Consider the following 20,706-nt stretch of genomic DNA (forward strand, 5'->3'; position numbering starts at 1 on the left):
GATAGGGACAGTGACCGGGGGGCCCCGGTCGCGGGTGTCTTCCTCCCCGTCTGGAATCGAGTCTATGAACAGAACCGTCTTCTTCGTCTCCGAGAGCACCGGCATCACCGCCGAGACCCTGGGGCACAGCCTGCTGTCGCAGTTCGACACCATCGACTTCGAGCAGGTCTACATGCCCTACATCAACACCGAGATGCGTGCCAAGGCGCTCACCCAGCGCATGCAAGAGGCGGCCGAGCGTGATGGGGTACGTCCGATCGTCTTTGCCACCATGCTCAACGACGAGATTCGCGACGTCCTCAAGACTGGCAACTGCTTCTACATGGAGCTGTTCGAGGGCTTCGTCGAGCCGCTTTCGGCCGAACTCGGGGTCTCACCGAGTCGCGAGTCCGGGCGCAGCCATGCCATCACCCGGCCGAACTTCTACACCAAACGGATCGAGGCGATCAATTTCGCCATGGCCAACGACGACGGCGTGCGCCCAGATAATTTCAACCGTGCCGATGTCGTGCTCCTCGGCGTCTCGCGCTCGGGCAAGACCCCGATTTGTCTCTATCTGGCGATGCACTACGGGCTGCGCGCGGCCAACTACCCGATCACCGAGGAGGACTTCGAGCACGGTGACGTGCCCAAGCAGGTGTGGGACTGTCGTGACAAGCTGTTTGCGCTGATCATCGATCCGCAGCGACTGCAGCTCATTCGTGAGGAGCGTCGTCCTGGTAGCCCCTATGCCTCGATGACCAGATGCCAACAGGATCTGCGCCACGCACAACAGATCTTTCGCCGGTTGCAGGTACCGGTGATCAACACCACCAGCCAGTCGATCGAAGAGGTCTCGGCGCAGATCATCAAGACCTTCAAGGAGAATCAGGACCGACAGCTGGCCCTGCGGGTACGCTGAGCGACCGTGACCCGGTGTCGGTGTCATCGGGCGACGCAGAATAAGCAATTCGGCATATATTGATTTTAAAGTGATCGCTGCGGTCTCAGGGTTTTCCCCGCCCCCTGGCGGGGCGGTTGCGATCCTGTTTTTTGGCACTGATAATGCTGTAGTTTTAGCGTCACGATGTGGCGGTGGCGAGGGAGAGGCAATCGCGGATGAAGATCGGAATTCCTCTGGAGCGACGTCCCGGCGAGGCCCGTGTGGCCTCGACCCCGGAGGTGGTACGTAAGCTGGTGGCCAAGGGCCTGGAGGTCTGGGTCGAGCAGGGTGCCGGCGCGCGTGCCGGTTACCCCGATGCAGACTACGCCGAGGCCGGTGCGACCCTGGGGCCGCGCGAGTCGGTCTATGACGCCGACCTGGTGCTCAAGGTGCGTCGCCCCGAGCCCGAGGAGGTCGAGCTGATGCGCCGCGGCGCGCGTTATCTCGGTTTCCTGGAGGGCTGCGGCGAGGACGCGTTGTTGGCGGCGATGCAGGCGCGCGAGCTGCTGGTCTTTCCGCTGGAGCGGATGCCGCGTACCTCGCGTGCGCAGTCGATGGACGCGCTCTCCTCGCAGAGCAGCATCGCCGGCTATCGCGCCACCCTCGAGGCGGCGAGCCGCTATGGGCGCTTCTTCCCGATGATGATGACCTCGGCCGGCTCGGCCAAGCCGGCGCGGGTGGTGGTGCTCGGCGCCGGGGTCGCGGGCCTGCAGGCGATCGCCACCGCACGGCGGCTCGGCGCCGATGTCCACGCCTATGACGTGCGTCCCGAGACCCACGAACAGATCCGCTCGCTCGGTGCGCGCCCGATCGAACTCGATCTCGGTGAGAGCGGCGCGGGCGAGGGTGGCTATGCCCGCGAACTCTCCGACGAGGCCAAGGCCCGCCAGCAGGCCGCGCTCGCCGATGAGCTGGCGCGCGCCCAGGTGATCATCACCACCGCCCAGATCCCCTGTCGCCATGCCCCGGAGCTGATCCCGGAGACGGTGGTCGAGCGCATGCGCCCCGGTTCGGTGATCGTCGACCTGGCCGCCGCCAGTGGCGGCAACTGCCCGCTCACCGTCGCCGACGAGGTCGTCGAGCGGCACGGCGTCACCCTGGTCGGGCTGACCAACTACCCGGCGCTGCTTGCAGCCGACGCCAGCGCCTTCTACGCGCGTAACCTCGCCAACCTGCTCGAGCTGATGATCGAGACCGGGGCGTCCGGACCCCAGCTCAGGGACCCGGCGGACGACGAGATCACCGCCGCGATGGTGGCGTGCGCCGACTGAGCGCGCGCCCGCCATCCGTCCACCCATTGCCAACGGAGAGACTCATGCCGGAGTTGCTCGACCCAACGATCATCGCGCTCTACGTCTTTATCCTCGCCTGCTTCATCGGTTACTGGGTGGTGTGGGGCGTGACCCCCTCGCTGCACACCCCACTGGTGGCGCTCACCAACGCCATCTCCGGCATCGTGCTGATCGGCGCGCTGCTGGTCGCCGGTGACCCCGACGCCGGGCTGCTGACCCAGTTGCTCGGTTTCCTCGCGGTGCTGCTCGCCTCGATCAACGTCTTCGGCGGTTTCCTGGTGACGCACCGTATGCTCTCCATGTTCAAGAAGAAGCGATAGGGACGGCATTGCGATGGAGCTTTCAGTCAATCATCAGGCGTTGGCCTATCTGGCCGCGGCCGTCCTCTTCATCCTCGGGCTCAAGGGACTGACCCACCCGGCCACGGCGCGGCGCGGCAACCTCTACGCCATGCTCGGCATGGTGATCGCCATCGCCGCGACCCTGCTCGGCGCTCAGGTGCAGTCCTACGGCTTCATCATCGCCGGCATCGCCATCGGTGCGGTGATCGGCGCGGTGGTCGCGGTGCGTATCCAGATGACCGCGATGCCGCAGTTGGTCGCGGCGCTGCACAGCTTCGTCGGTATGGCCGCAGTGCTGGTCGGCATCGGCACCTTCCTCGAGCGCAGTGCCAGCGGCGGGCTCGACGCCCTGCTGATGAGCGAGATCTCGGCCGGGGTGGTGATCGGCGCGATCACCTTCACCGGCTCGGTGATCGCCTTCGGCAAGCTCCAGGGGCTAATCGGCGGCGCTCCGGTGCGCTTTGCCGGGCAGCACCTGCTCAACGCCCTGATCGCGCTGGCGACGGTGGCGCTGGCGGTGCATTTCGCGCTCACCGGCAGCCTGCTCTCGCTGTTGCTGATGACCCTGCTCGCGCTGCTACTCGGTCTTACCCTGATTATCCCCATCGGCGGCGCCGACATGCCGGTGATCATCTCGATGCTCAACAGCTACTCCGGCTGGGCGGCGGCGGCCACCGGCTTCACCCTGCACAACAACCTGCTGATCATCGTCGGCGCGCTGGTCGGCTGCTCCGGGGCCATCCTCTCCTACATCATGTGCCGGGCGATGAACCGCTCGATCATCAATGTCATCTTCGGTGGTTTCGGTAGCAGCGGGGGCGGTGGCGAGAGCGCTGGCGCTCAGGCCGCCGAGCGCGGGGTCAAGTCGGCGGCGGTCGAGGACGCCGTCTACTGGATGGAGGACGCCGCGCGGGTGATCGTGGTGCCTGGCTACGGCATGGCTGTCGCCCAGGCCCAGCACGCGCTCAAGGAGCTGATGCAGCAGCTCGAGGGTCGCGGGGTGGAGGTGCGTTTCGCCATCCACCCGGTCGCCGGGCGGATGCCGGGGCACATGAACGTGCTGCTCGCCGAGGCCGACATCCCCTACGACAACGTCCAGGAGATGGACGAGATCAACCCCGACTTCCCCGGCACCGATGTGGTGCTGGTGGTCGGCGCCAACGACGTGGTCAACCCCGCCGCGCGCGAGGACGCCTCCAGCCCGATCTACGGCATGCCAATCCTCGAGGCCGGGCGCGCGCGCCAGGTCTACTTCCTCAAACGCTCGATGCGCCCCGGCTACTCCGGCGTCGACAACCTGCTCTTCTACCAGGACAACACCTCGCTGATCTTCGGCGACGCCAAGGACACCATCGAGGCGATCAACGCCGCGCTCAAGGGCGGGGGGCACTGAGGCCCCGGCAGGGCTGCCCGGATCCGGTGCTGGGTCCGGCTGCCCTGCTCGGGCCGGTTCGGGCTGATCCGGCTCGTCTCACTGCCCGATGGCAGGGGGAGTGTCGACCGCTTGTGTCTCTGCTTCGGTCTTGTTCGTCTCGGGTGCCCCGAGCCCAGGTCCTCGACTGCAGCCGCCGATCCCGAGCGGCTATGCTGTGCGCTCACGGGGCGGGGTGCGCAGCCTGTTGATCCCGTCCCCTTCGATGTCGCGCGCCCTGGCGCAGCGACCGCGAGACGAGAACGAAGATGAATCAAGATTACGTCAACAAGACCGTGGTGCTGTTGCTGGCGCTGGGGATCTCGGCGCTGTTCCTGACGATGATCCAGCCCTTTCTGATGGCGCTGTTCCTCGCCGGGCTGTTCAGCGCGCTGGCCAGGCCGCTGTTTCTGAGGTTGCAGTCGCGTTTTTCCGGGCGGCGTCATCTGGCCTCGATGACGACCCTGCTGATCATGGCGGTGGTGGTACTGATCCCGCTCGGGGTGTTGTTCTGGGTGTTGCTGGCGCAGGCGCTTGATGTCAGCTCTGCCATCGGCGAGTGGTTCAAGGGCTCGCTGCAGGACCCCGGGGTGCTCGCCGACCATCTGCACCGTCTGCCCTTCTACGATCAGCTGGTGGTCTACGAAGACGAGATCCTCGGCCAGCTCGGTAGCGCCACCACTGCGCTCAGCAGGCTGTTGGTCGAGTGGGTCTCCGGGGTGACGCTGGGGACGGCGAACTTCGTCTTCATGACCTTTGTGCTGCTCTACAGCATGTATTTCCTGCAGATGGACGGCCCCAAGCTGATCGAGCGCATCCTCTACTACCTGCCGCTCAAGACCAGCGACGAGCGGGTGATGCTGGAGAAGTTCACCTCGGTGACCCGCGCTACGCTCAAGGGCTCGCTGCTGATCGGGTTGTTGCAGGGGACGCTCGCGGGGATCGCCTTCGCCGTCGCCGGTATCGACAACGCGGTGTTCTGGGGCACGGTGATGGCGGTGCTGTCGGTGATCCCCAATGTCGGCGCGGCGCTGGTGTGGGCGCCGGCGGTGGCGATCCTGGTGGTGCAGGGCGAGGTGGTGACCGGGGTGACGCTGGGGCTGTTCTGCGGGTTGGTCGTCGGCTCGCTCGACAACCTGCTGCGCCCGGTGCTGGTCGGCAAGGACACCAAGATGCACGAGCTGATGATCTTCTTCGGCACCCTCGGCGGCATCTTCATGTTCGGTCTGGCCGGGATCTTCATCGGCCCGGTGGTGGCCTCCTTGTTCATCTCGATCTGGGAGATGTACGGGATCGAGTTCGCCGAGGTGCTGCCCGATGTCGAGGAGGTGCTCGACGGCATCGACCTGATCGAGGAGCCGCCGACCGCCCCCGAACCCGCGCCGAGCGAGGCGGGCGGCGATCAGGACGACCCCGGACGGCGCTGAGCGGGCACGAAAAAACCCCGGCCGCCGTGGCGCTCCGGGGTTCATTGCGACCGGCGCCGCAGCGCCGGTGCGGGGTCGACCTCAGAGGGTCTTGGCCTGCTCGGCCAGGTAGAGCCAGGTGTCGATCACGGTGTCGGGGTTGAGCGAGATGCTGCTGATCCCCTGCTTGAGCAGCCAGTCGGCGAAGTCCTTGTGGTCCGACGGGCCCTGGCCGCAGATGCCGACGTACTTGCCCTTGGCGCGGCAGGCGGCGATCGACATGGCGAGCATCTTCTTCACCGCCGGGTCGCGCTCGTCAAAGTAGTCGGCGACCAGGCCGGAGTCGCGGTCGAGCCCCAGGGTGAGCTGGGTCATGTCGTTGGAGCCGATCGAGAAGCCGTCGAAGTACTCGAGGAACTCGTCGGCCAGCACCGCGTTGGAGGGCAGCTCGCACATCATGATCAGGCGCAGCCCGTTCTTGCCGCGCTCCAGACCCTGGGCGGCGAGCGCCTCGCTGACCGCCTTGGCCTGACCGAGGGTGCGCACGAACGGGATCATGATCTCGACATTGGTCAGGCCCATGTCGTCACGCACCCGCTTGAGCGCCTCGCACTCCAGCTCGAAGCACTCGCGGAAGTGATCGGCGACGTAGCGCCCGGCGCCACGGAAGCCGATCATCGGATTCTCTTCCTCGGGCTCGTAGCGCGGACCGGCGATGAGGTTGGCGTACTCGTTGGACTTGAAGTCCGACATGCGCACGATCACCGAGTTGGGCGCGAAGGCCGCAGCGAGGGTGGAGATGCCCTCGGCGAGCTTGGCGACGTAGAACTCGCGCGGGCTGTCGTAGGCGGCGATGCGCGGGGCGATCTGGGCGCGCAGCTCCTCGGGCAGCTGGTCGTACTCGAGCAGCGCCTTGGGGTGGATGCCGATCATGTTGTTGATGATGAACTCGAGTCGCGCCAGACCGATACCCGCGTTGGGGGTAGCGGCGAAGGCGAAGGCCCGATCGGGGTTGCCGACGTTCATCATGATCTTGACCGGGATCTCGGGCATGGCCGAGAGTTCAACACGCTTGTGCTCGAAGTCGAGCTTGCCGTCGTAGATGAAGCCGGTGTCGCCCTCAGCACAGCTGACGGTGACCGCCTGACCGTCCTTGACCACCTCGGTGGCGTTGTTGCAGCCGACCACCGCCGGGACACCCAGCTCGCGGGCGATGATGGCGGCGTGGCAGGTGCGCCCGCCACGGTTGGTGACGATGGCCGCAGCGCGCTTCATCACCGGTTCCCAGTCGGGGTCGGTCATGTCGGTGATGAGCACATCACCGGGCTCGACGCGGTGCATGTCGGCGATGCTGTTGACGATCTTGGCAGCACCCGCACCGATGCGGTTGCCGATGCTGCGCCCGGTGGTGAGCACTTCACCCTTCTCTTGCAGGGTGTAGCGCTCGATGACGTTGCCCGAGCGGCTCTGCACCGTCTCGGGACGGGCCTGGACGACGTAGAGACGACCGTCGATGCCGTCCTTCGCCCACTCGATGTCCATCGGGCGACCGTAGTGGCGCTCGATCAGCATCGCCTGCTTGGCCAACGCCTCGACCTCGGCATCGCTGATGCTAAAGCGCAGCTGCTCGGCCTCGGGCACCGGCTCGGTGCGCACCAGCTGGTCGCTGTCGGCGTCGTTGTAGACCATGCGCACGGCCTTGTCGCCGACACTGCGGCGCAGGATCGCCGGGCGACCGGCCTCGAGCGTGGGTTTGTGGACGTAGAACTCGTCGGGGTTGACCGCGCCCTGGACCACCATCTCGCCGAGCCCGTAGCTGGCGGTGATGAACACCGCGTCGCGGAAGCCGGACTCGGTGTCGAGGGTGAACATCACGCCGGAGGCGGCGAGGTCACTGCGCACCATGCGCTGGATACCGGCCGAGAGCGCGACGTTGTGGTGCTCGAAACCCTGGTGGACGCGGTAGGAGATGGCGCGGTCGTTGAACAGGGAGGCGAAGACCTCCTTGATCCGGGTCTTGATGTTGTCGAGTCCCTGGACGTTGAGGAAGGTCTCCTGCTGTCCAGCGAAGGAGGCGTCGGGCAGATCCTCGGCGGTGGCCGAGGAGCGCACCGCCCAGGACACCGCCTCGCTGCCGGCCTCCTCGACCAGCTTGGTGTAGGCGGCGTCGATGGCCGACTCCAACCCCTCGGGGAAGGGCTGCTCCATGACCCAACCGCGGATGCGCGGGCCGACCTCGGCGAGGGCGGCGACGTCGTCGACATCGAGCGCATCGAGTGCTTCCCGGATGCGCGCGTCCAGCCCATCCTTGGCGAGGAACTCGCGATAGGCGTCGGCTGTGGTGGCAAACCCGCCCGGCACCTGGACACCGACATCGGTCAGGTTCTGGATCATCTCGCCCAGGGAGGCATTCTTGCCCCCGACGATGGGCACGTCATCCATCCCGAGGTCGCTCAGCCAGCGGACGTAGTCGGTCATTGTGTTCTTTCTCCGGTCTTAGAGGTTGCGCCTTCCGGATCTGTGGCCGGAGGTCGCGGTTCGTTGCGAGGCGATGATACGGCGGGTGCGACCCGCGAGTGACGGCAGGTTTGATCGATCAGCCCCAGAAGAATCATAGGAATATAACGTATCGCCTACATGACCGTCCTGCGGCTCAATCAATAGTAAGGATTGATTATTTAAAATCTTTAGTCATTTTTGCCCCCCTGACGACGGCCCGTGGAGTCAGGGATTCTCCCTTGAACCCTTGCGTCTATTCAGGCAGCCTAGGCAGGCTACGCAAACACTGATCGCATGTTGTCGCCCCTGACATCCTGCACGTTCACGAAGAGGACCAGTTTGATGAATGAGAGCGCGACCCCGCTCGCAAAGGCGAGAGGCCCCTTGGAGTCGGTCGATATCGGAAAGATTGCCGTCTGGGCAGTTGGTATCGCCGTGATTTGCGGTGGCATCTATGCCTTCGTTGCCCAGAAGCAGGCTGAGGATCGCGTTGCTCCTTCGCCGGTTCAGGTCGCCGAAAATCTTGCGCCCATTGGTTCCGTCAAGCTGACGCCAGCCCCTGAACCAGCTCCGGCCCCTGCTGCGGTCGAGCCTGCTGAGCCGGCCGAGGCGTCCGCAACGGCCGCCGCCGAGCCCGTTGAGGCCGAAGTTGCCCCGGTTGAGGAGACTGCCGAGCCTGCCGTTGCCGAGGCCGCCGAGGAGGCGCCTGCCGCTGCCGAGGAGGCTGCACCGACCGCGACCTCGAAGCCGCAGCCGGCCTGGATGGAGCACATGGCTCCGCTCAAGCCCAAGGCTGAGGTCGCCGCCGAGGAGACCGCCGCACCGGCCGAGGCCGAGGCTGCTGCCGAGCCTGCCGTCGTCGAGGCCACCGAGGAGGCGCCTGTCGCCGCCGAGGAGAGCGCTGCACCGGCTGAGGCCGAGGTCGCCGAGCCTGCCGTCGCCGAGGCTACCGAGGAGGCGCCTGTCGCTGCCGAGGAGAGCGCTGCACCGGCTGAGGCCGAGGTCACCGAGCCTGCCGTCGCCGAGGCCACCGAGGAGGCGCCTGTCGCTGCCGAGGAGAGCGCTGCACCGGCTGAGGCCGAGGTCGCCGAGCCTGCCGTCGCCGAGGCTACCGAGGAGGCGCCTGTCGCCGCCGAGGAGAGCGCTGCACCGGCTGAGGCCGAGGTCGCCGAGCCTGCCGTCGCCGAGGCCGCCGAGGAGGCGCCTGTCGCTGCCGAGGAGAGCGCCGCACCGGCTGAGGCCGAGGCCGCCGAGCCTGCCGTCGCCGAGGCCACCGAGGAGGCACCGGTCGTCGCCGAGGAGAGCGCTGCACCGGCAGAGGCCGAGGCTGCTGCCGAGCCTGCCGTCGTCGAGGCCGCCGAGGAGGCACCGGTCGCAGCTGAGGAGAGCGCTGCTCCGGCTGAGGCCGAGGCTGCTGCCGAGCCTGCCGTCGTCGAGGCCGCCGAGGAGGCACCGGTCGCCGCTGAGGAGAGCGCTGCTCCGGCTGAGGCCGAGGCCGCCGAGCCTGCCGTCGCCGAGGCCACCGAGGAGGCGCCAGTCGCCGCCGAGGAGAGCGCTGCACCGGCAGAGGCCGAGGCTGCTGCCGAGCCTGCCGTCGCCGAGGCCACCGAGGAAGCGCCTGTCGCTGCTGAGGAGGCCGCTGCCGAGCCGGTCGCCGAGGAGCCTGCGCCTGCCGCCAAGCCGATCAACAAGCCGATGCCGGCCTGGATGATCCACTTCCAGTCGCGTTGATCCCTGCCGTCGTCGGGCCGCCCGTCTGGTCGGTCCGACGGCAACTCGATCAGGCCGTCTCTCCGATGGCTCGATCGCCTCTCGAAGATGACCCTATCGACGACTTGAAACCGACGGGCACGACCTGTCGGGGGTGTTTACGTGTCCGATAGACGCGTGCGCCGGCGGCATCTCGCCATGTTGTCTGGTCTGGGAGCGGGGCGGGATTGCGCGCCGCGCGCCCTGGTGGGCCGCGACGCGCGTTGGCTCGAGGTCAGCGCTGTTTCGGCGGGAGCAGATCGGTGATCGAGCCGTGCGCCATCTCGGCGGCCAGCCCGATGGTCTCGTTGAGCGTCGGATGGGGGTGGATGGTGAGGGCGATGTCCTCCATGTCGGCGCCCATCTCGAGCGCGAGCACCGCCTCGCCGATCAGCTCGCCGGCGTTGGGGCCGACGATCCCGGCGCCGAGGATGCGCTTGGTCTCGGGGTCGAACAGCAGCTTGGTCATGCCCTCGGTGCGATGGATGCCGAGCGCACGACCGCTTGCCGCCCAGGGGAAGACCCCCTTTTCGTAGGCGATGCCCTCGGCCTTGGCCTTGGTCTCGGTCAGTCCCATCCAGGCGACCTCGGGATCGGTATAGGCCACCGAGGGGATGGTGAGCGGGTCGAACAGCGCCGGCTGTCCGGCGATCACCTCGGCGGCGACCTTGGCCTCGTGGGTGGCCTTGTGGGCGAGCATCGGGCCGCCGACCACGTCGCCGATGGCATAGATGTGCGGGACATTGGTGCGCATGTGCTGATCGACCTTGATGAAGCCGTGCTGGTCGACCTCGACGCCCGCCGCCTCGGCGTCGATCAGCGCGCCATTGGGGCGGCGACCGACGGCGACCAGCACCTTGTCGTAGGTCTCCTCGCCGTCGTGCTTGCCCTCGAAGCGGACCTGGATGCCATCATCGGCGGCGGTCATCGCCGCGACCTTGGTCTCGAGCATCAGCTTGCGGTAGCGCTTCTTGGCGACCTTCTCGAAGCTGCGCACGAGATCGGTGTCGCACCCCGGCATCAGCTGCGACTGCAGCTCGACCACGTCGATCTCGGTGCCGAGCGCGGCATAGACGGTGGCCATTTCCAATCCGATGATGCCGCCGCCGACGATCAGCATGCGCTCGGGGATGTCGCGGATCTCGAGCGCGTCGGTCGAGTCCATCACCCGGGGGTCGTCGTGTGGGAAGCCGGGGATGGTCATCGGCGAGGAGCCGCAGGCGATGATGCAGTGATCGAAGCGCACGGCGCGTTCTCCCTCGGCGGTGTCGACGAGGATGCGGTTGGGGCCGCTGAACCGGCCCGTGCCCTGGATTACCTCGACCCCGCGCTGCTTGGCCATGCCGGCCAGTCCGCTGGTGAGCTTGGCCACCACCTTGTCCTTGCCGGCGCGCATCTTGTCGAGGTCGATCTCGGGGGTGGCGAAGGTCACGCCCATGGCGCTGAGCGCCTTGGCCTCGTCGATGATCGCGGCGGTGTGCAGCAGCGCCTTGGAGGGGATGCAGCCGACGTTGAGACAGACCCCGCCGAGGGTCGCGTGACGCTCGATCAGGGTGACGCGCTTGCCCAGGTCGGCGGCACGGAAAGCGGCGCTGTAGCCGCCGGGGCCGGCGCCCAGCACCACCACCTCGGTGACCTGCTCGCCGGGTTGCGCGGTCGCCTCGGTCTCGGTTGCCGAATCGGTGGCCAGTGGCGCCAGGGTCAGGATGGTGGCGCCCTGCGAGACCCGGTCACCGACGCCGAGATGGATCTCCTGAACACGCCCGGCGTGCGGTGCGGGGATCTCCATGGTCGCCTTGTCGCTCTCCAGTGTGATCAGCGAGGCCTCCTGTTGCACCGTGTCGCCAGGGGCGACCAGGACCTCGATGACCTCCACATCCTTGAAATCCCCGATGTCCGGGACCGTGACCTTGATGGTGTCGCTCATAAGTCTACTTGCTTCTCGATGGGCCGCGATGGGCGCTCTATGGGTTCTCGGGTTCGGCGCCTCATCCTATACGATCCCAGGGGCCAGGCGAAGGCTGCCCCTCGGGATCAGTGGGTCACAGTAGCAGTTGGCGAATGTCGCCGAGCAGTGTACTGAGTTCGGTGATGAAGCGGGCCGCGTCGGCGCCGTCGACCACCCGGTGATCGTAGGAGAGCGAGAGCGGCAGCTGCAGGCGGGGGACGAAACGCTCGCCGTCCCAGGCCGGACGAGTGGCGGCGCGGGAGACGCCGAGGATGGCGACCTCTGGGGCGTTGACGATGGGAGTGAAGGCGGTGCCACCGATGCCGCCGAGGCTGGAGATAGTGAAGCAGCCGCCCTGCATCTCGTCGGGGCGCAGTCGCTGAGCCCGGGCCCGCACGCTGAGGTCGGCGAGTTCGTCGGCGAGTGTACGCAGTCCCTTGTGATCGACGTCGCGCACCACCGGCACCACCAGCCCGTTGGGGGTGTCGACGGCTACGCCAATATGGGTGTAGTGGCGGTGGATCAGGTGTTCGCCGTCATCATCGAGCATGGCCTTGAGGATCGGCATCCGTGCCAGCGCGGTGGCCACCGCCTTGAGCAGAAAGGGGAGCAGGGTGAGCTTGGCACCGGTCTCCTCGGGCGCGCGCTTGTGGGTGGCGCGGAAGGCCTCGAGTTCGGTGATGTCGGCCTCGTCGAACTGGGTGACATGGGGGATGCTGGTCCAGCTGTGGTGCAGGTGGCGTGCGCTGATCCGGCGGATGCGCCCGAGTTCGACCCGTTCGACCGGGCCGAAGCGGGCAGGGTCGGGTTGGGCTGGCGTCGTCGCAGGGGAGCGGCTCGATGCGTTGGGAGACAGCGATGTGGCCGTAAGTGCCTGTTTGACGAAGGCGCGGACATCCTCCTTGAGCACCCGCCCCTTGGGGCCAGACCCCGTGATCGCGCCGAGTTCGACACCGAGCTCGCGGGCGAAGCGGCGCACCGCCGGACTGGCGTGGGCCTTGCGCCCGCGGGCAATCGCGGCGACGTCCTCGGGGCGTGGTAGCACTGGGGCCTTGCGTGGCACCGTCTCGCCCGGCTGCGGCGCAGCGCTGGGTATGGACGGCGACGGCGACGGCGACGGCGACGGCGCTGCGCTGTCGGTGGTGGGGCCGGTGCTCGGTGGGATCGGTTCGGGTGTTGCGGGTTCGCCGGTCTCGGCAGGGGCGTCGGCGCGCAGCATCAGGATCAGGTCGCCGGTGTTGAGGGTGTCGCCGACGGCGACCGCAAGCTCGCTGACCACCCCGGCGGTGGGGGCGGGGATCTCCATAGTCGCCTTGTCGCTCTCCAAGGTGAGCAGCGACTGGTCGAGCTCGACCCGGTCGCCGGGGGCGACCAGGATCTCGATGACCGGGATGTCGGTGAAGTCGCCGATGTCTGGCAGCAACACCGCAGCGTCCTCCGTCGTCGTCGCGGCGGCGGGCGCTGCGCTTGGCGCCGGCGTCTGTGTCGCCGCCATGGTGGACGACGTAGCGCCAGGAGGGGGCGGTTCGAGCGCGGGCTCGGGGGGCTGCGCCTTCGTTGTGGTGTCCTCGGTGCTGATGCTGAGTAGTGGGGCACCCATGCTCACCCGGTCGCCGACGGCGACCTTGAGGTGTTCGACCACCCCGGCGCGCGGCGCCGGGATCTCGATCGTCGCCTTGTCGCTCTCGAGGGTCAGGATGGATTGCTCGGCCTCGATGCGGTCGCCGGGGGCGACCAGGATCTCGATGATCTCGACATCGGCGAAGTCCCCAATGTCGGGCAGCAGGATGTCTTCGACGGTGGCCACTCGATGTCCTCCAATGCTCTGTACGGGCGGTCTCAGACCGTCGTCGGGTTGGGTTTTTCCGGGTCGATCCGATAGCGCTCGATCGCCTCGCTGACCCGCGTCGGTGGGAGGGTGCCGGCGTCGGCGAGGGCCTTGAGCGCGGCGAGCGCGATGTAGTGGCGATTGACCTCGAAGAAGCGGCGCAGCTGGCTGCGGGTATCGCTGCGCCCGAAGCCGTCGGTGCCGAGGGTGACATAGGCGCGCGGGACGTGCGGGCGGATCTGCTCGGCATAGGCGCGGATATAGTCGGTGGCGGCGATCACCGGTCCCTCGGTGGCGGCGAGCTGGGTCTCGACATAGCTGGTGCGCGGGGGTTGCTCGGGGTGGAGTCGGTTCCAGCGCTCGACTGCGATACCGTCGCGGCGCAACTCGTTGAAGCTGGTCGCGCTCCACACGTCGGCGGCGATGTCGAAGTCGCGTGCCAGCAACTCGGCGGCGGCGAGGGTCTCGCGCAGGATGGTGCCGGCGCCGAGTAGCTGTACCCGGTGTGCACCCTGCTCGGCGACATGGACGCGATGCAGCCCCTTGAGGATGCCGGTCTCGGCGCCCTCGGGCATCGGCGGTTGGACGTAGTTCTCGTTCATCGCGGTGATGTAGTAGAAGCGGTCCTCCTGCGCCTGGTACATCCGCCGCATCCCGTCCTGCACGATCACCGCCAGTTCGTAGGCGTAGGCAGGGTCGTAGGTAATGCAGTTGGGGATGGTGGCGGCGAGCACCGGGCTGTGACCGTCCTGGTGCTGCAGCCCCTCGCCGGCGAGGGTGGTGCGCCCGGCGGTGCCGCCGATGAGAAAACCGCGCGCGCGCATGTCACCGGCAGCCCAGGCCAGGTCGCCGATGCGCTGGAAGCCGAACATCGAGTAGTAGATGTAGAAGGGGATCATGCTCTGGCCGTGGTTGGCGTAGGCCGTGGCCGCGGCGATCCAGGAGGACATGGCGCCGGCCTCGTTGATCCCCTCCTGGAGGATCTGCCCCTGCTTGTCCTCGCGGTAGAACATCACCTGATCGGCGTCGACCGGCTCGTAGAGCTGTCCCTGCGAGGAGTAGATGCCGAGCTGGCGGAACATCCCCTCCATGCCGAAGGTGCGCGCCTCGTCGGGGACGATGGGGACGACGTAACGACCGATCTCGGGGTCGCGGATGATCAGGGTGAGCAGCCGCACGAAGGCCATGGTGGTCGACATCTCCTTCTCGCCGCTGCCCTGCAGCAGCGACTCGAAGCGCGCCAGCGGCGGGATCTCGAGCGCCGGGGCCTCGACCCGGCGTGCCGGCAGGTGGCCGCCGCGCCGGGCCTCGTGCTCGCGCAGATAGGCCATCTCGGGGCTGTCGTCGGCGGGTTTGTAAAAGGGCGCAGCACCGATCTGGTCGTCGGAGATGGGGATGTTGAAGCGATCGCGGAAGGCCTTGAGCGCGACCTCGCCCATCTTCTTCTGCGAGTGGGTGATGTTCATGCCCTCGCCGGCCACGCCCATGCCGTAGCCCTTGACCGTCTTGGCCAGGATCACGGTGGGCTTGCCGTTCGCCGTGGTCGCAGCGAGATAGGCGTTGTAGACCTTGATCGGGTCGTGTCCGCCGCGATTGAGCCGCCAGATGTCCTCGTCGGTCATGTTGGCGACCAGTTCCTTGAGCTCGGGATACTTGCCGAAGAAGTGCTCGCGGGTATAGGCGCCGCCCTTGGCCTTGTAGGCCTGATAGTCACCGTCGACACACTCCTCCATGCGCTTGAGCAGCAGGCCCTGCTTGTCGCGGGCGAACAACGGGTCCCAGTAACGGCCCCAGACGACCTTGATGACGTTCCACCCGGCGCCACGGAATACCGCCTCCAGCTCCTGGATGATCTTGGCGTTACCGCGCACCGGGCCGTCGAGGCGCTGCAGGTTGCAGTTGACCACGAACACCAGGTTGTCGAGGCGCTCGCGTGCAGCCAGCGAGATCGCGCCGAGCGACTCGGGCTCGTCCATCTCGCCGTCACCGAGGAAGGCCCAGACCTTGCGATCGGCGCTGTCGATCAGACCGCGATGGTGGAGATAGCGCATGAAGCGCGCCTGATAGATGGCCATCAAGGGCCCCAGCCCCATGGAGACGGTGGGGAACTGCCAGAACTCCGGCATCAGCCAGGGGTGGGGGTAGGAGGAGAGGCCATTGCCGTCGACCTCCTGGCGGAAGTTGTAGAGCTGCTCCTCGCTGATCCGCCCCTCCAGATAGGCACGGGCATAGATGCCTGGGGCCGAGTGCCCCTGCAGGAACACCAGGTCGCCGCCGTGCTGCTCGCTGCGTGCGCGCAGGAAGTGGTTGTAGGCGACATCGAGCAGGGTGGCCGAGGAGGCGAAGCTGGCGATGTGGCCGCCGAGTTCGGACGACAGTCGGTTGGCCTGGATCACCATCGCCATTGCGTTCCAGCGCACGAACGAACGCAACCGGCGCTCCATCGCCAGGTCGCCGGGGAAGCGTTGTTCCTGGTGGACGGGGATGGTGTTGAGATAAGCGGTGTTGGCGCTGTAGGGCAGGTAGGCCCCGGAGCGGCGCGCCTTGTCGATCAGCCGCTCGAGCAGGAAGTGGGCGCGGTCGACCCCCTCGTGCTCGAATACGGCCTCGAGCGCGTCGAGCCATTCCTGGGTTTCCTGGGGGTCGATATCGGGCTGCTTGGTCATGACGGTTCCCGGAAGAAGGTCCAATGCAATCGCATGAGCAGGGTGGCAGTATAAGGATCGGCCGGATCAATTAATACTCAGGATCCGTTTTTTTAATATTAATGCCTGCTGATCGATTGCCCCGCAGTGCGCTTCACCTCCCTGCCTGTGACCGTGGCCGCCCAATATCAAGGGGTGCGAAGAAAGGTGTGTACGGGCGGCGTGCCGCTCAAATCCTCTTTTTTCGATCCCTATTGATAAGCTGTTGCTGGGATTGGCCTCTTGCGCATGAGGGGAATGCCCTCGGGGCTCGGGCGGGGGAGCGTCCACGCCGCCCGCGGTCACGATGTGACCACGGCGCGGATGGGGGCGGGGGCGTTGGGTGGCGTTGTGTGTATCCCGCCCCCCGGGGGCGTCGCTATGCCGGTGCCTGTTGGTGGTGTGCCTCGATCAGTTGCTTCTGGATCGTCGCACCGACGGGTTCGTAGTGGCTGAAGTCGATGCTGTAGACCCCCTCGCCGCCGGTCAGCGACTTGAGTCGCGACTCATAGCCCTCGAGCTCGGCCAGTGGCACCTCGCCCTCGATCACCACCCGTCCCCAGGATTTGGTCTCGGTGCCGGTGATGCGCCCGCGTCGTCCGGCGAGATCCCCGGTGAGGTCCCCCATCGCCTGTTCCTGGGCGCTGATTCGGATGTGTACGATGGGTTCGAGGATGGCGGGCCGGGCCTGTTCGATGGCGGCGATGAAGGCCTTGCGCGCGGCGGTGATGAAGGCGACCTCCTTGGAGTCGACCGCATGTGACTTGCCGTCGTAGACGGTGACCTGGACGTCTTGGAGCGGATAACCGGCCACTACGCCCTCGTCGAGGACCTGTCGTACCCCCTTCTCGATCGAAGGGATGAAGTTGCCGGGGATGGCACCGCCGACCACGGCATCGACGAAGCGAAAGCCGGCGCCGCGTGCGAGTGGCTCGACACGCAGGAAGACCTCGCCGAACTGACCGGCGCCCCCGGTCTGTTTCTTGTGCCGGTAGTGGCCTTCGGCGGGGGCGGTGATGGTCTCGCGATAGGGGATGCGTGGTGGTTGGGTGTCAACCTCGACGTGGAATTGGTCGGCGAGTCGTTCGAGTAGCAGCTTGAGGTGGAACTCACCGAGCCCACGGATCACCGTCTCGTTGGTCGCGGCGTGGTGGTCGACCTTGAAGCAGGGGTCCTCGTCCTCGAGCTTGTGCAGCGCCTCGGTGAGCTTCTGCTCGTCACCGTGGCGGCGTGGGGTAATCGCCAGCCCGTAGAGCGGGGTGGGGTAGTCGGTCCGGGCGAGCTGGAAGTGGTCCTCGTCGTGCGAGTCATGTAAGACGGCGTCGAGATGGACCTCGTCGACCCGAGAGACGGCGAGGATGTCGCCCGGTATCCCGTCTGCGACCTCGATCAATTCCTTGCCTTGCAGCCGGTAGAGATGGGTTGCCTTGAACGGTTTGCGGGCGTCGCCAACGAATAGCGCGCTCGTCGGGGTGATGCGCCCCTGATGGATGCGAAAGATGCCGAGTCGCCCGCGGTAGGGGTCGTTGAGCACCTTGAACACATGGGCGATGGCATGACGCCCGGGGTCGGGGCTGACGGTGACCGGCTCGGCGCGCTCGCCCGCGCCCTTGAGGAAGGCCGGCGGGTTGCCTTCGGCGGGGTTGGGCATGAGTTCGGCGATGACCTCGAGCAGCTCGGGGATGCCGGCACCGGTGTGCGCCGAGACGAAGCAGATCGGAATGAGGTGGGTGTCGCGCAAAGCTGCTTCGAAAGGGTCATGCAGTTGTTCGGGCGCGAGGGTCTGGCCCTGCTCGAGATAGGTCTCCATCAGCGCCTCGTCGAGCTCGACCACCTGGTCGACGATCTGTTCGTGGGCCTCATGCACCGAGGAGAAGTCGGTAGCATCCTCCCTGGGGGCGAAGAAGCAGTCGATCACCCGCTTGCCTCCCTCGGCCGGCAGATTGATCGGTAGGCAGGCCGGGCCGAAGCTGTCGCGGATCTGATCGGTGAGGGTGGCGAGATCGAGGTCAGGGGCGTCGATTTGGTTGACGATGATCATGCGGCAGAGCCCACGTCCATCAAGCCGCTTCATCAACCGTGCGGTCATCGGCTCGATCCCGGCCTGGGCGTTGATCACTAGCGCGGCGGTCTCGACGGCGGGCAGCACCGCGAGGCTGCGGCCGAGGAGGTCGGGCAACCCGGGGGTGTCGATCAGGTTGACCTGACGCGAGGTGACGGTGAAGCCGACGATAGCGGCATCGAGCGAGTGCCCGAGGGCTTGCTCGCGGGGGTCCTGGTCACAGACGGTGGTGCCCTTGTCGGTCGAGCCCATGGTGGGGATGGCGCCGGCTGCCGCGAGCAGCGCCTCGGTCAGGCTGGTCTTGCCGGCGCCGGCGTGACCGAGCAGGGCGATATTACGGACGTCATCAGCATTATGGTCGGACATCGTTGCTCCCGTCGTTGCACTGGGTGTTGCAGGGGCGCGGGGTCGCGTCGCAGCAATGGTGTCATGATCGGGACTCGGGCGTATAGCGTGCAACGTCGGGCGGGGAGAATTCCCGCTACGGGCGTGCCAGGTCGGGCGGGGAGGAGGAGGAAAAAAAAGGCGGCCGATCGGCCGCCGAAGGACGCACAGTCTGTCAGGGGTCCGCATGACTTGATGGCGGATGCCCTCGAAACGGTGGCGCCGGGCCGATGGGTGGATTCACCGTCCTGGTGCCATGGACCATTCCGTCGAATGAACGATAATCAAGACGATATCGGTGATGTTTGCGCGTCTTGACTTGAGCGAGAAGGCTAGCACAGAACTGGAGAGCCGCTATGGAACTCGTTCTCAAATCCGCCGCCTTCGTCGACGGTGGCGAGATCCCGGCACGGCTGACGTGTCATGGCGAGGATCGATCACCACCGCTGTGTTGGTCGACCCCGCCCCCGGGTACCAGGAGCCTGGTGTTGATCGTGGACGATCCCGATGCGCCGGATCCGGCAGCGCCGAGGATGGTTTGGGACCACTGGGTGCTTTTCAATCTGCCGCCCGAGTGCTGCGAGTTGCCCGAGGGCGTCGATCCGGCGAGTGGTGCCGGCCTGCCGACCGGCTCCGGGCAGGGACTCAACAGTTGGGGACGGACCGGTTATGGCGGTCCGTGTCCGCCGGTCGGGCGACACCGCTATTTCCACCGGCTCTATGCGCTCGACACCCGTCTGCCCGAGGAGCTAGGAACCCCGACCAAGGATCAGCTGCTGCTGGCGATGGAGGAACACATCCTCGCTCGCGACGTGCTGGTGGGGGTCTATGGCGGGGATGACTGAGACGGGACCGGCGCGCGGCGACTGCCACGCGCCGGAACAGCGGGTCAGGGCAGGGGGTGATCGATGACGACTGCGGTGGTGGTGGTCTCGCGCGTGTCGATCGTGGCGCTCTGGCCCTCGAGATCACCCGGTTGTGGGGCGGCCTCGCCACTTCGCGAGACCCGTGCGGTGACCTGGATCTCGGGATAGGCCGAAAGCTGCATCCCCGGGGCCATGGCCATGCTGTCGTCGAGGCTGAGCGTGACCGGCAGGGCCGCGACCTGGAGACGCTGTGCCGCCAGTGGCATTGCCGGGCCGGCAGGCGCACGGGCGAACACGAACACCGTGTCCTCGGGGGCCACCGTCTCGGCCAGCGTCGGGTCCAGGCTTACCCTCACCTCGAGGTGGGTGGCACCGATCGCCTCGGGCGCCGTCGCCGTCTCGGGTGCCGGCGCGTCTGCGGCGCTTGCCGGTGCTGCGCTGGTTGCGGCGATGTCGGCGCGCCGGTGGGCCTCGTCGACCATCTCCTGCAGGTCCTTGGCCTCCTGGGTCCCGGGCTCGAAGGTATCGAGGACCTGCTGCCAGGTCGCTGCGGCGACATCGAAGCGCCCGTGCTGGAAGGCCATCAGTCCTGTCAGCCAACGGGCGTTGATGTTTTCGGGGTCGCGCTCGAGCACCGCCTGCACCAGCTCAGCGGGTTTGCCGGCGAGGCTGCGATCGGGGCGGTTGGCGGCGATCGCCTCGGCATAGGCGAGCATGACATCGATGCGTTCAGGGGCGAGCCGATAGGCCTTGGTCACCGCTTCGAGACCGGCGGCCGGTCGCTCCAGGGCGAAGTGGGTCCGCCCCAGCATCAGCCAGCCATCGACGTCATCGGGGGTGGCCTCGAGTCGCTCGACGAGCCGTTGCACCAGCGTCTCCATCGACTGATCGGTGTCTTGCTCGGTGGCCGGCAGGCCGCGCGCGGCCAGCTCCATGCGCTCGATCAGCGTCGGCTCGCCGAGCTGTAGATAGAGCAGGGTGGCGCTCCCCGGTAGTGCCGCGGTGAGCAGCAGCGCCAGTGTCCAGCGGCCGAGCCTTGAGGCGCCGTGAGCACGTACCTGGGACTTGCCGTCGACGTCGTGGAGCAGATCGCGCTCGAGGTCGTGACGAGCGGCGTCGTAGCGGGTGCGGTCGAGATAGCCGGCTTCGAGGTCGGCGTCGAGTTCCTGCAGTCGTTGCTTGAAGACGGCGAGATTGAGTGCGTCCTGGGCTGGTTCCTGCTGCGCCGGGGTCGGGCGCAACAGCGGCAGGACGACGAATAAAAGGGCCAGGCCGATGAGCCCGGTGACGAGTATCCAGAAGATGAGCATGGGG

Annotated in this window: 13 protein-coding genes; 7 read left to right on the forward strand and 6 right to left on the reverse strand. The window is 67.0% G+C overall.

Going from position 1 to position 20,706, the window contains the following annotated elements; translation table 11 throughout:
• The first annotated feature begins 64 nt into the window (after positions 1-64).
• From ppsR to HF203_RS09820, 5 genes are all read left to right on the forward strand, one after another.
• Entirely contained in the window at positions 65-901 is an 837-nt protein-coding gene (gene ppsR / locus HF203_RS09800) for a posphoenolpyruvate synthetase regulatory kinase/phosphorylase PpsR (RefSeq protein WP_168669143.1), read from the forward strand.
• A gap of 197 nt (positions 902-1,098) precedes the next feature.
• A complete protein-coding gene (locus tag HF203_RS09805; RefSeq protein WP_168669145.1) occupies positions 1,099-2,193 on the forward strand; it encodes a Re/Si-specific NAD(P)(+) transhydrogenase subunit alpha in 1,095 nt (364 codons plus the stop codon).
• A gap of 44 nt (positions 2,194-2,237) precedes the next feature.
• Positions 2,238-2,534, forward strand: coding sequence for a proton-translocating transhydrogenase family protein (locus HF203_RS09810; protein WP_168669147.1), 297 nt, complete (start codon positions 2,238-2,240; stop codon positions 2,532-2,534).
• Positions 2,535-2,547: 13 nt separating this feature from the next.
• Positions 2,548-3,948, forward strand: a complete 1,401-nt coding sequence (locus HF203_RS09815; protein WP_168669149.1) for an NAD(P)(+) transhydrogenase (Re/Si-specific) subunit beta — start codon at positions 2,548-2,550, stop codon at positions 3,946-3,948.
• Between the two features lie 287 nt (positions 3,949-4,235).
• Complete coding sequence (locus HF203_RS09820; RefSeq protein WP_168669151.1) at positions 4,236-5,393, forward strand: AI-2E family transporter; 1,158 nt, start codon at positions 4,236-4,238, stop codon at positions 5,391-5,393.
• 81 nt (positions 5,394-5,474) lie between these two features.
• Here HF203_RS09820 and ppsA read toward each other — a convergent pair whose 3' ends face one another.
• The gene (gene ppsA / locus HF203_RS09825) at positions 5,475-7,850 is read right to left on the reverse strand and encodes a phosphoenolpyruvate synthase (RefSeq protein WP_168669153.1); all 2,376 of its coding nucleotides are present in this window, start codon (positions 7,848-7,850) and stop codon (positions 5,475-5,477) included.
• Positions 7,851-8,642: 792 nt separating this feature from the next.
• On the opposite strand from ppsA, the gene HF203_RS09830 reads away from it, so the two are divergent.
• Positions 8,643-9,602, forward strand: coding sequence for a hypothetical protein (locus HF203_RS09830; RefSeq protein WP_168669155.1), 960 nt, complete (start codon positions 8,643-8,645; stop codon positions 9,600-9,602).
• Positions 9,603-9,855: 253 nt separating this feature from the next.
• On the opposite strand, the gene lpdA is transcribed toward HF203_RS09830, so the two are convergent.
• From lpdA to fusA, 4 genes are all read right to left on the reverse strand, one after another.
• Entirely contained in the window at positions 9,856-11,547 is a 1,692-nt protein-coding gene (gene lpdA, locus HF203_RS09835; protein ID WP_168669157.1) for a dihydrolipoyl dehydrogenase, read from the reverse strand.
• Between the two features lie 115 nt (positions 11,548-11,662).
• Positions 11,663-13,375, reverse strand: a complete 1,713-nt coding sequence (gene aceF / locus HF203_RS09840; RefSeq protein WP_168669161.1) for a dihydrolipoyllysine-residue acetyltransferase — start codon at positions 13,373-13,375, stop codon at positions 11,663-11,665.
• A 32-nt stretch (positions 13,376-13,407) separates the two neighbouring features.
• Positions 13,408-16,062: a pyruvate dehydrogenase (acetyl-transferring), homodimeric type gene (gene aceE, locus HF203_RS09845; RefSeq protein ID WP_168669162.1), complete on the reverse strand. Its 2,655-nt coding sequence runs from the start codon at positions 16,060-16,062 to the stop codon at positions 13,408-13,410.
• 397 nt (positions 16,063-16,459) lie between these two features.
• Positions 16,460-18,508 carry an elongation factor G gene (gene fusA / locus HF203_RS09850; protein ID WP_168669165.1) on the reverse strand — a complete coding sequence of 683 codons (2,049 nt, stop codon included), beginning with the start codon at positions 18,506-18,508 and terminating at the stop codon, positions 16,460-16,462.
• 374 nt (positions 18,509-18,882) lie between these two features.
• On the opposite strand from fusA, the gene HF203_RS09855 reads away from it, so the two are divergent.
• Positions 18,883-19,371: a YbhB/YbcL family Raf kinase inhibitor-like protein gene (locus HF203_RS09855; protein WP_168669167.1), complete on the forward strand. Its 489-nt coding sequence runs from the start codon at positions 18,883-18,885 to the stop codon at positions 19,369-19,371.
• A gap of 44 nt (positions 19,372-19,415) precedes the next feature.
• On the opposite strand, the gene ccmI is transcribed toward HF203_RS09855, so the two are convergent.
• The gene (gene ccmI, locus HF203_RS09860) at positions 19,416-20,702 is read right to left on the reverse strand and encodes a c-type cytochrome biogenesis protein CcmI (protein WP_168669169.1); all 1,287 of its coding nucleotides are present in this window, start codon (positions 20,700-20,702) and stop codon (positions 19,416-19,418) included.
• Positions 20,703-20,706 lie beyond the last annotated feature (4 nt).

This window comes from Marichromatium bheemlicum (assembly GCF_012276755.1).
Lineage (GTDB): Bacteria > Pseudomonadota > Gammaproteobacteria > Chromatiales > Chromatiaceae > Marichromatium > Marichromatium bheemlicum.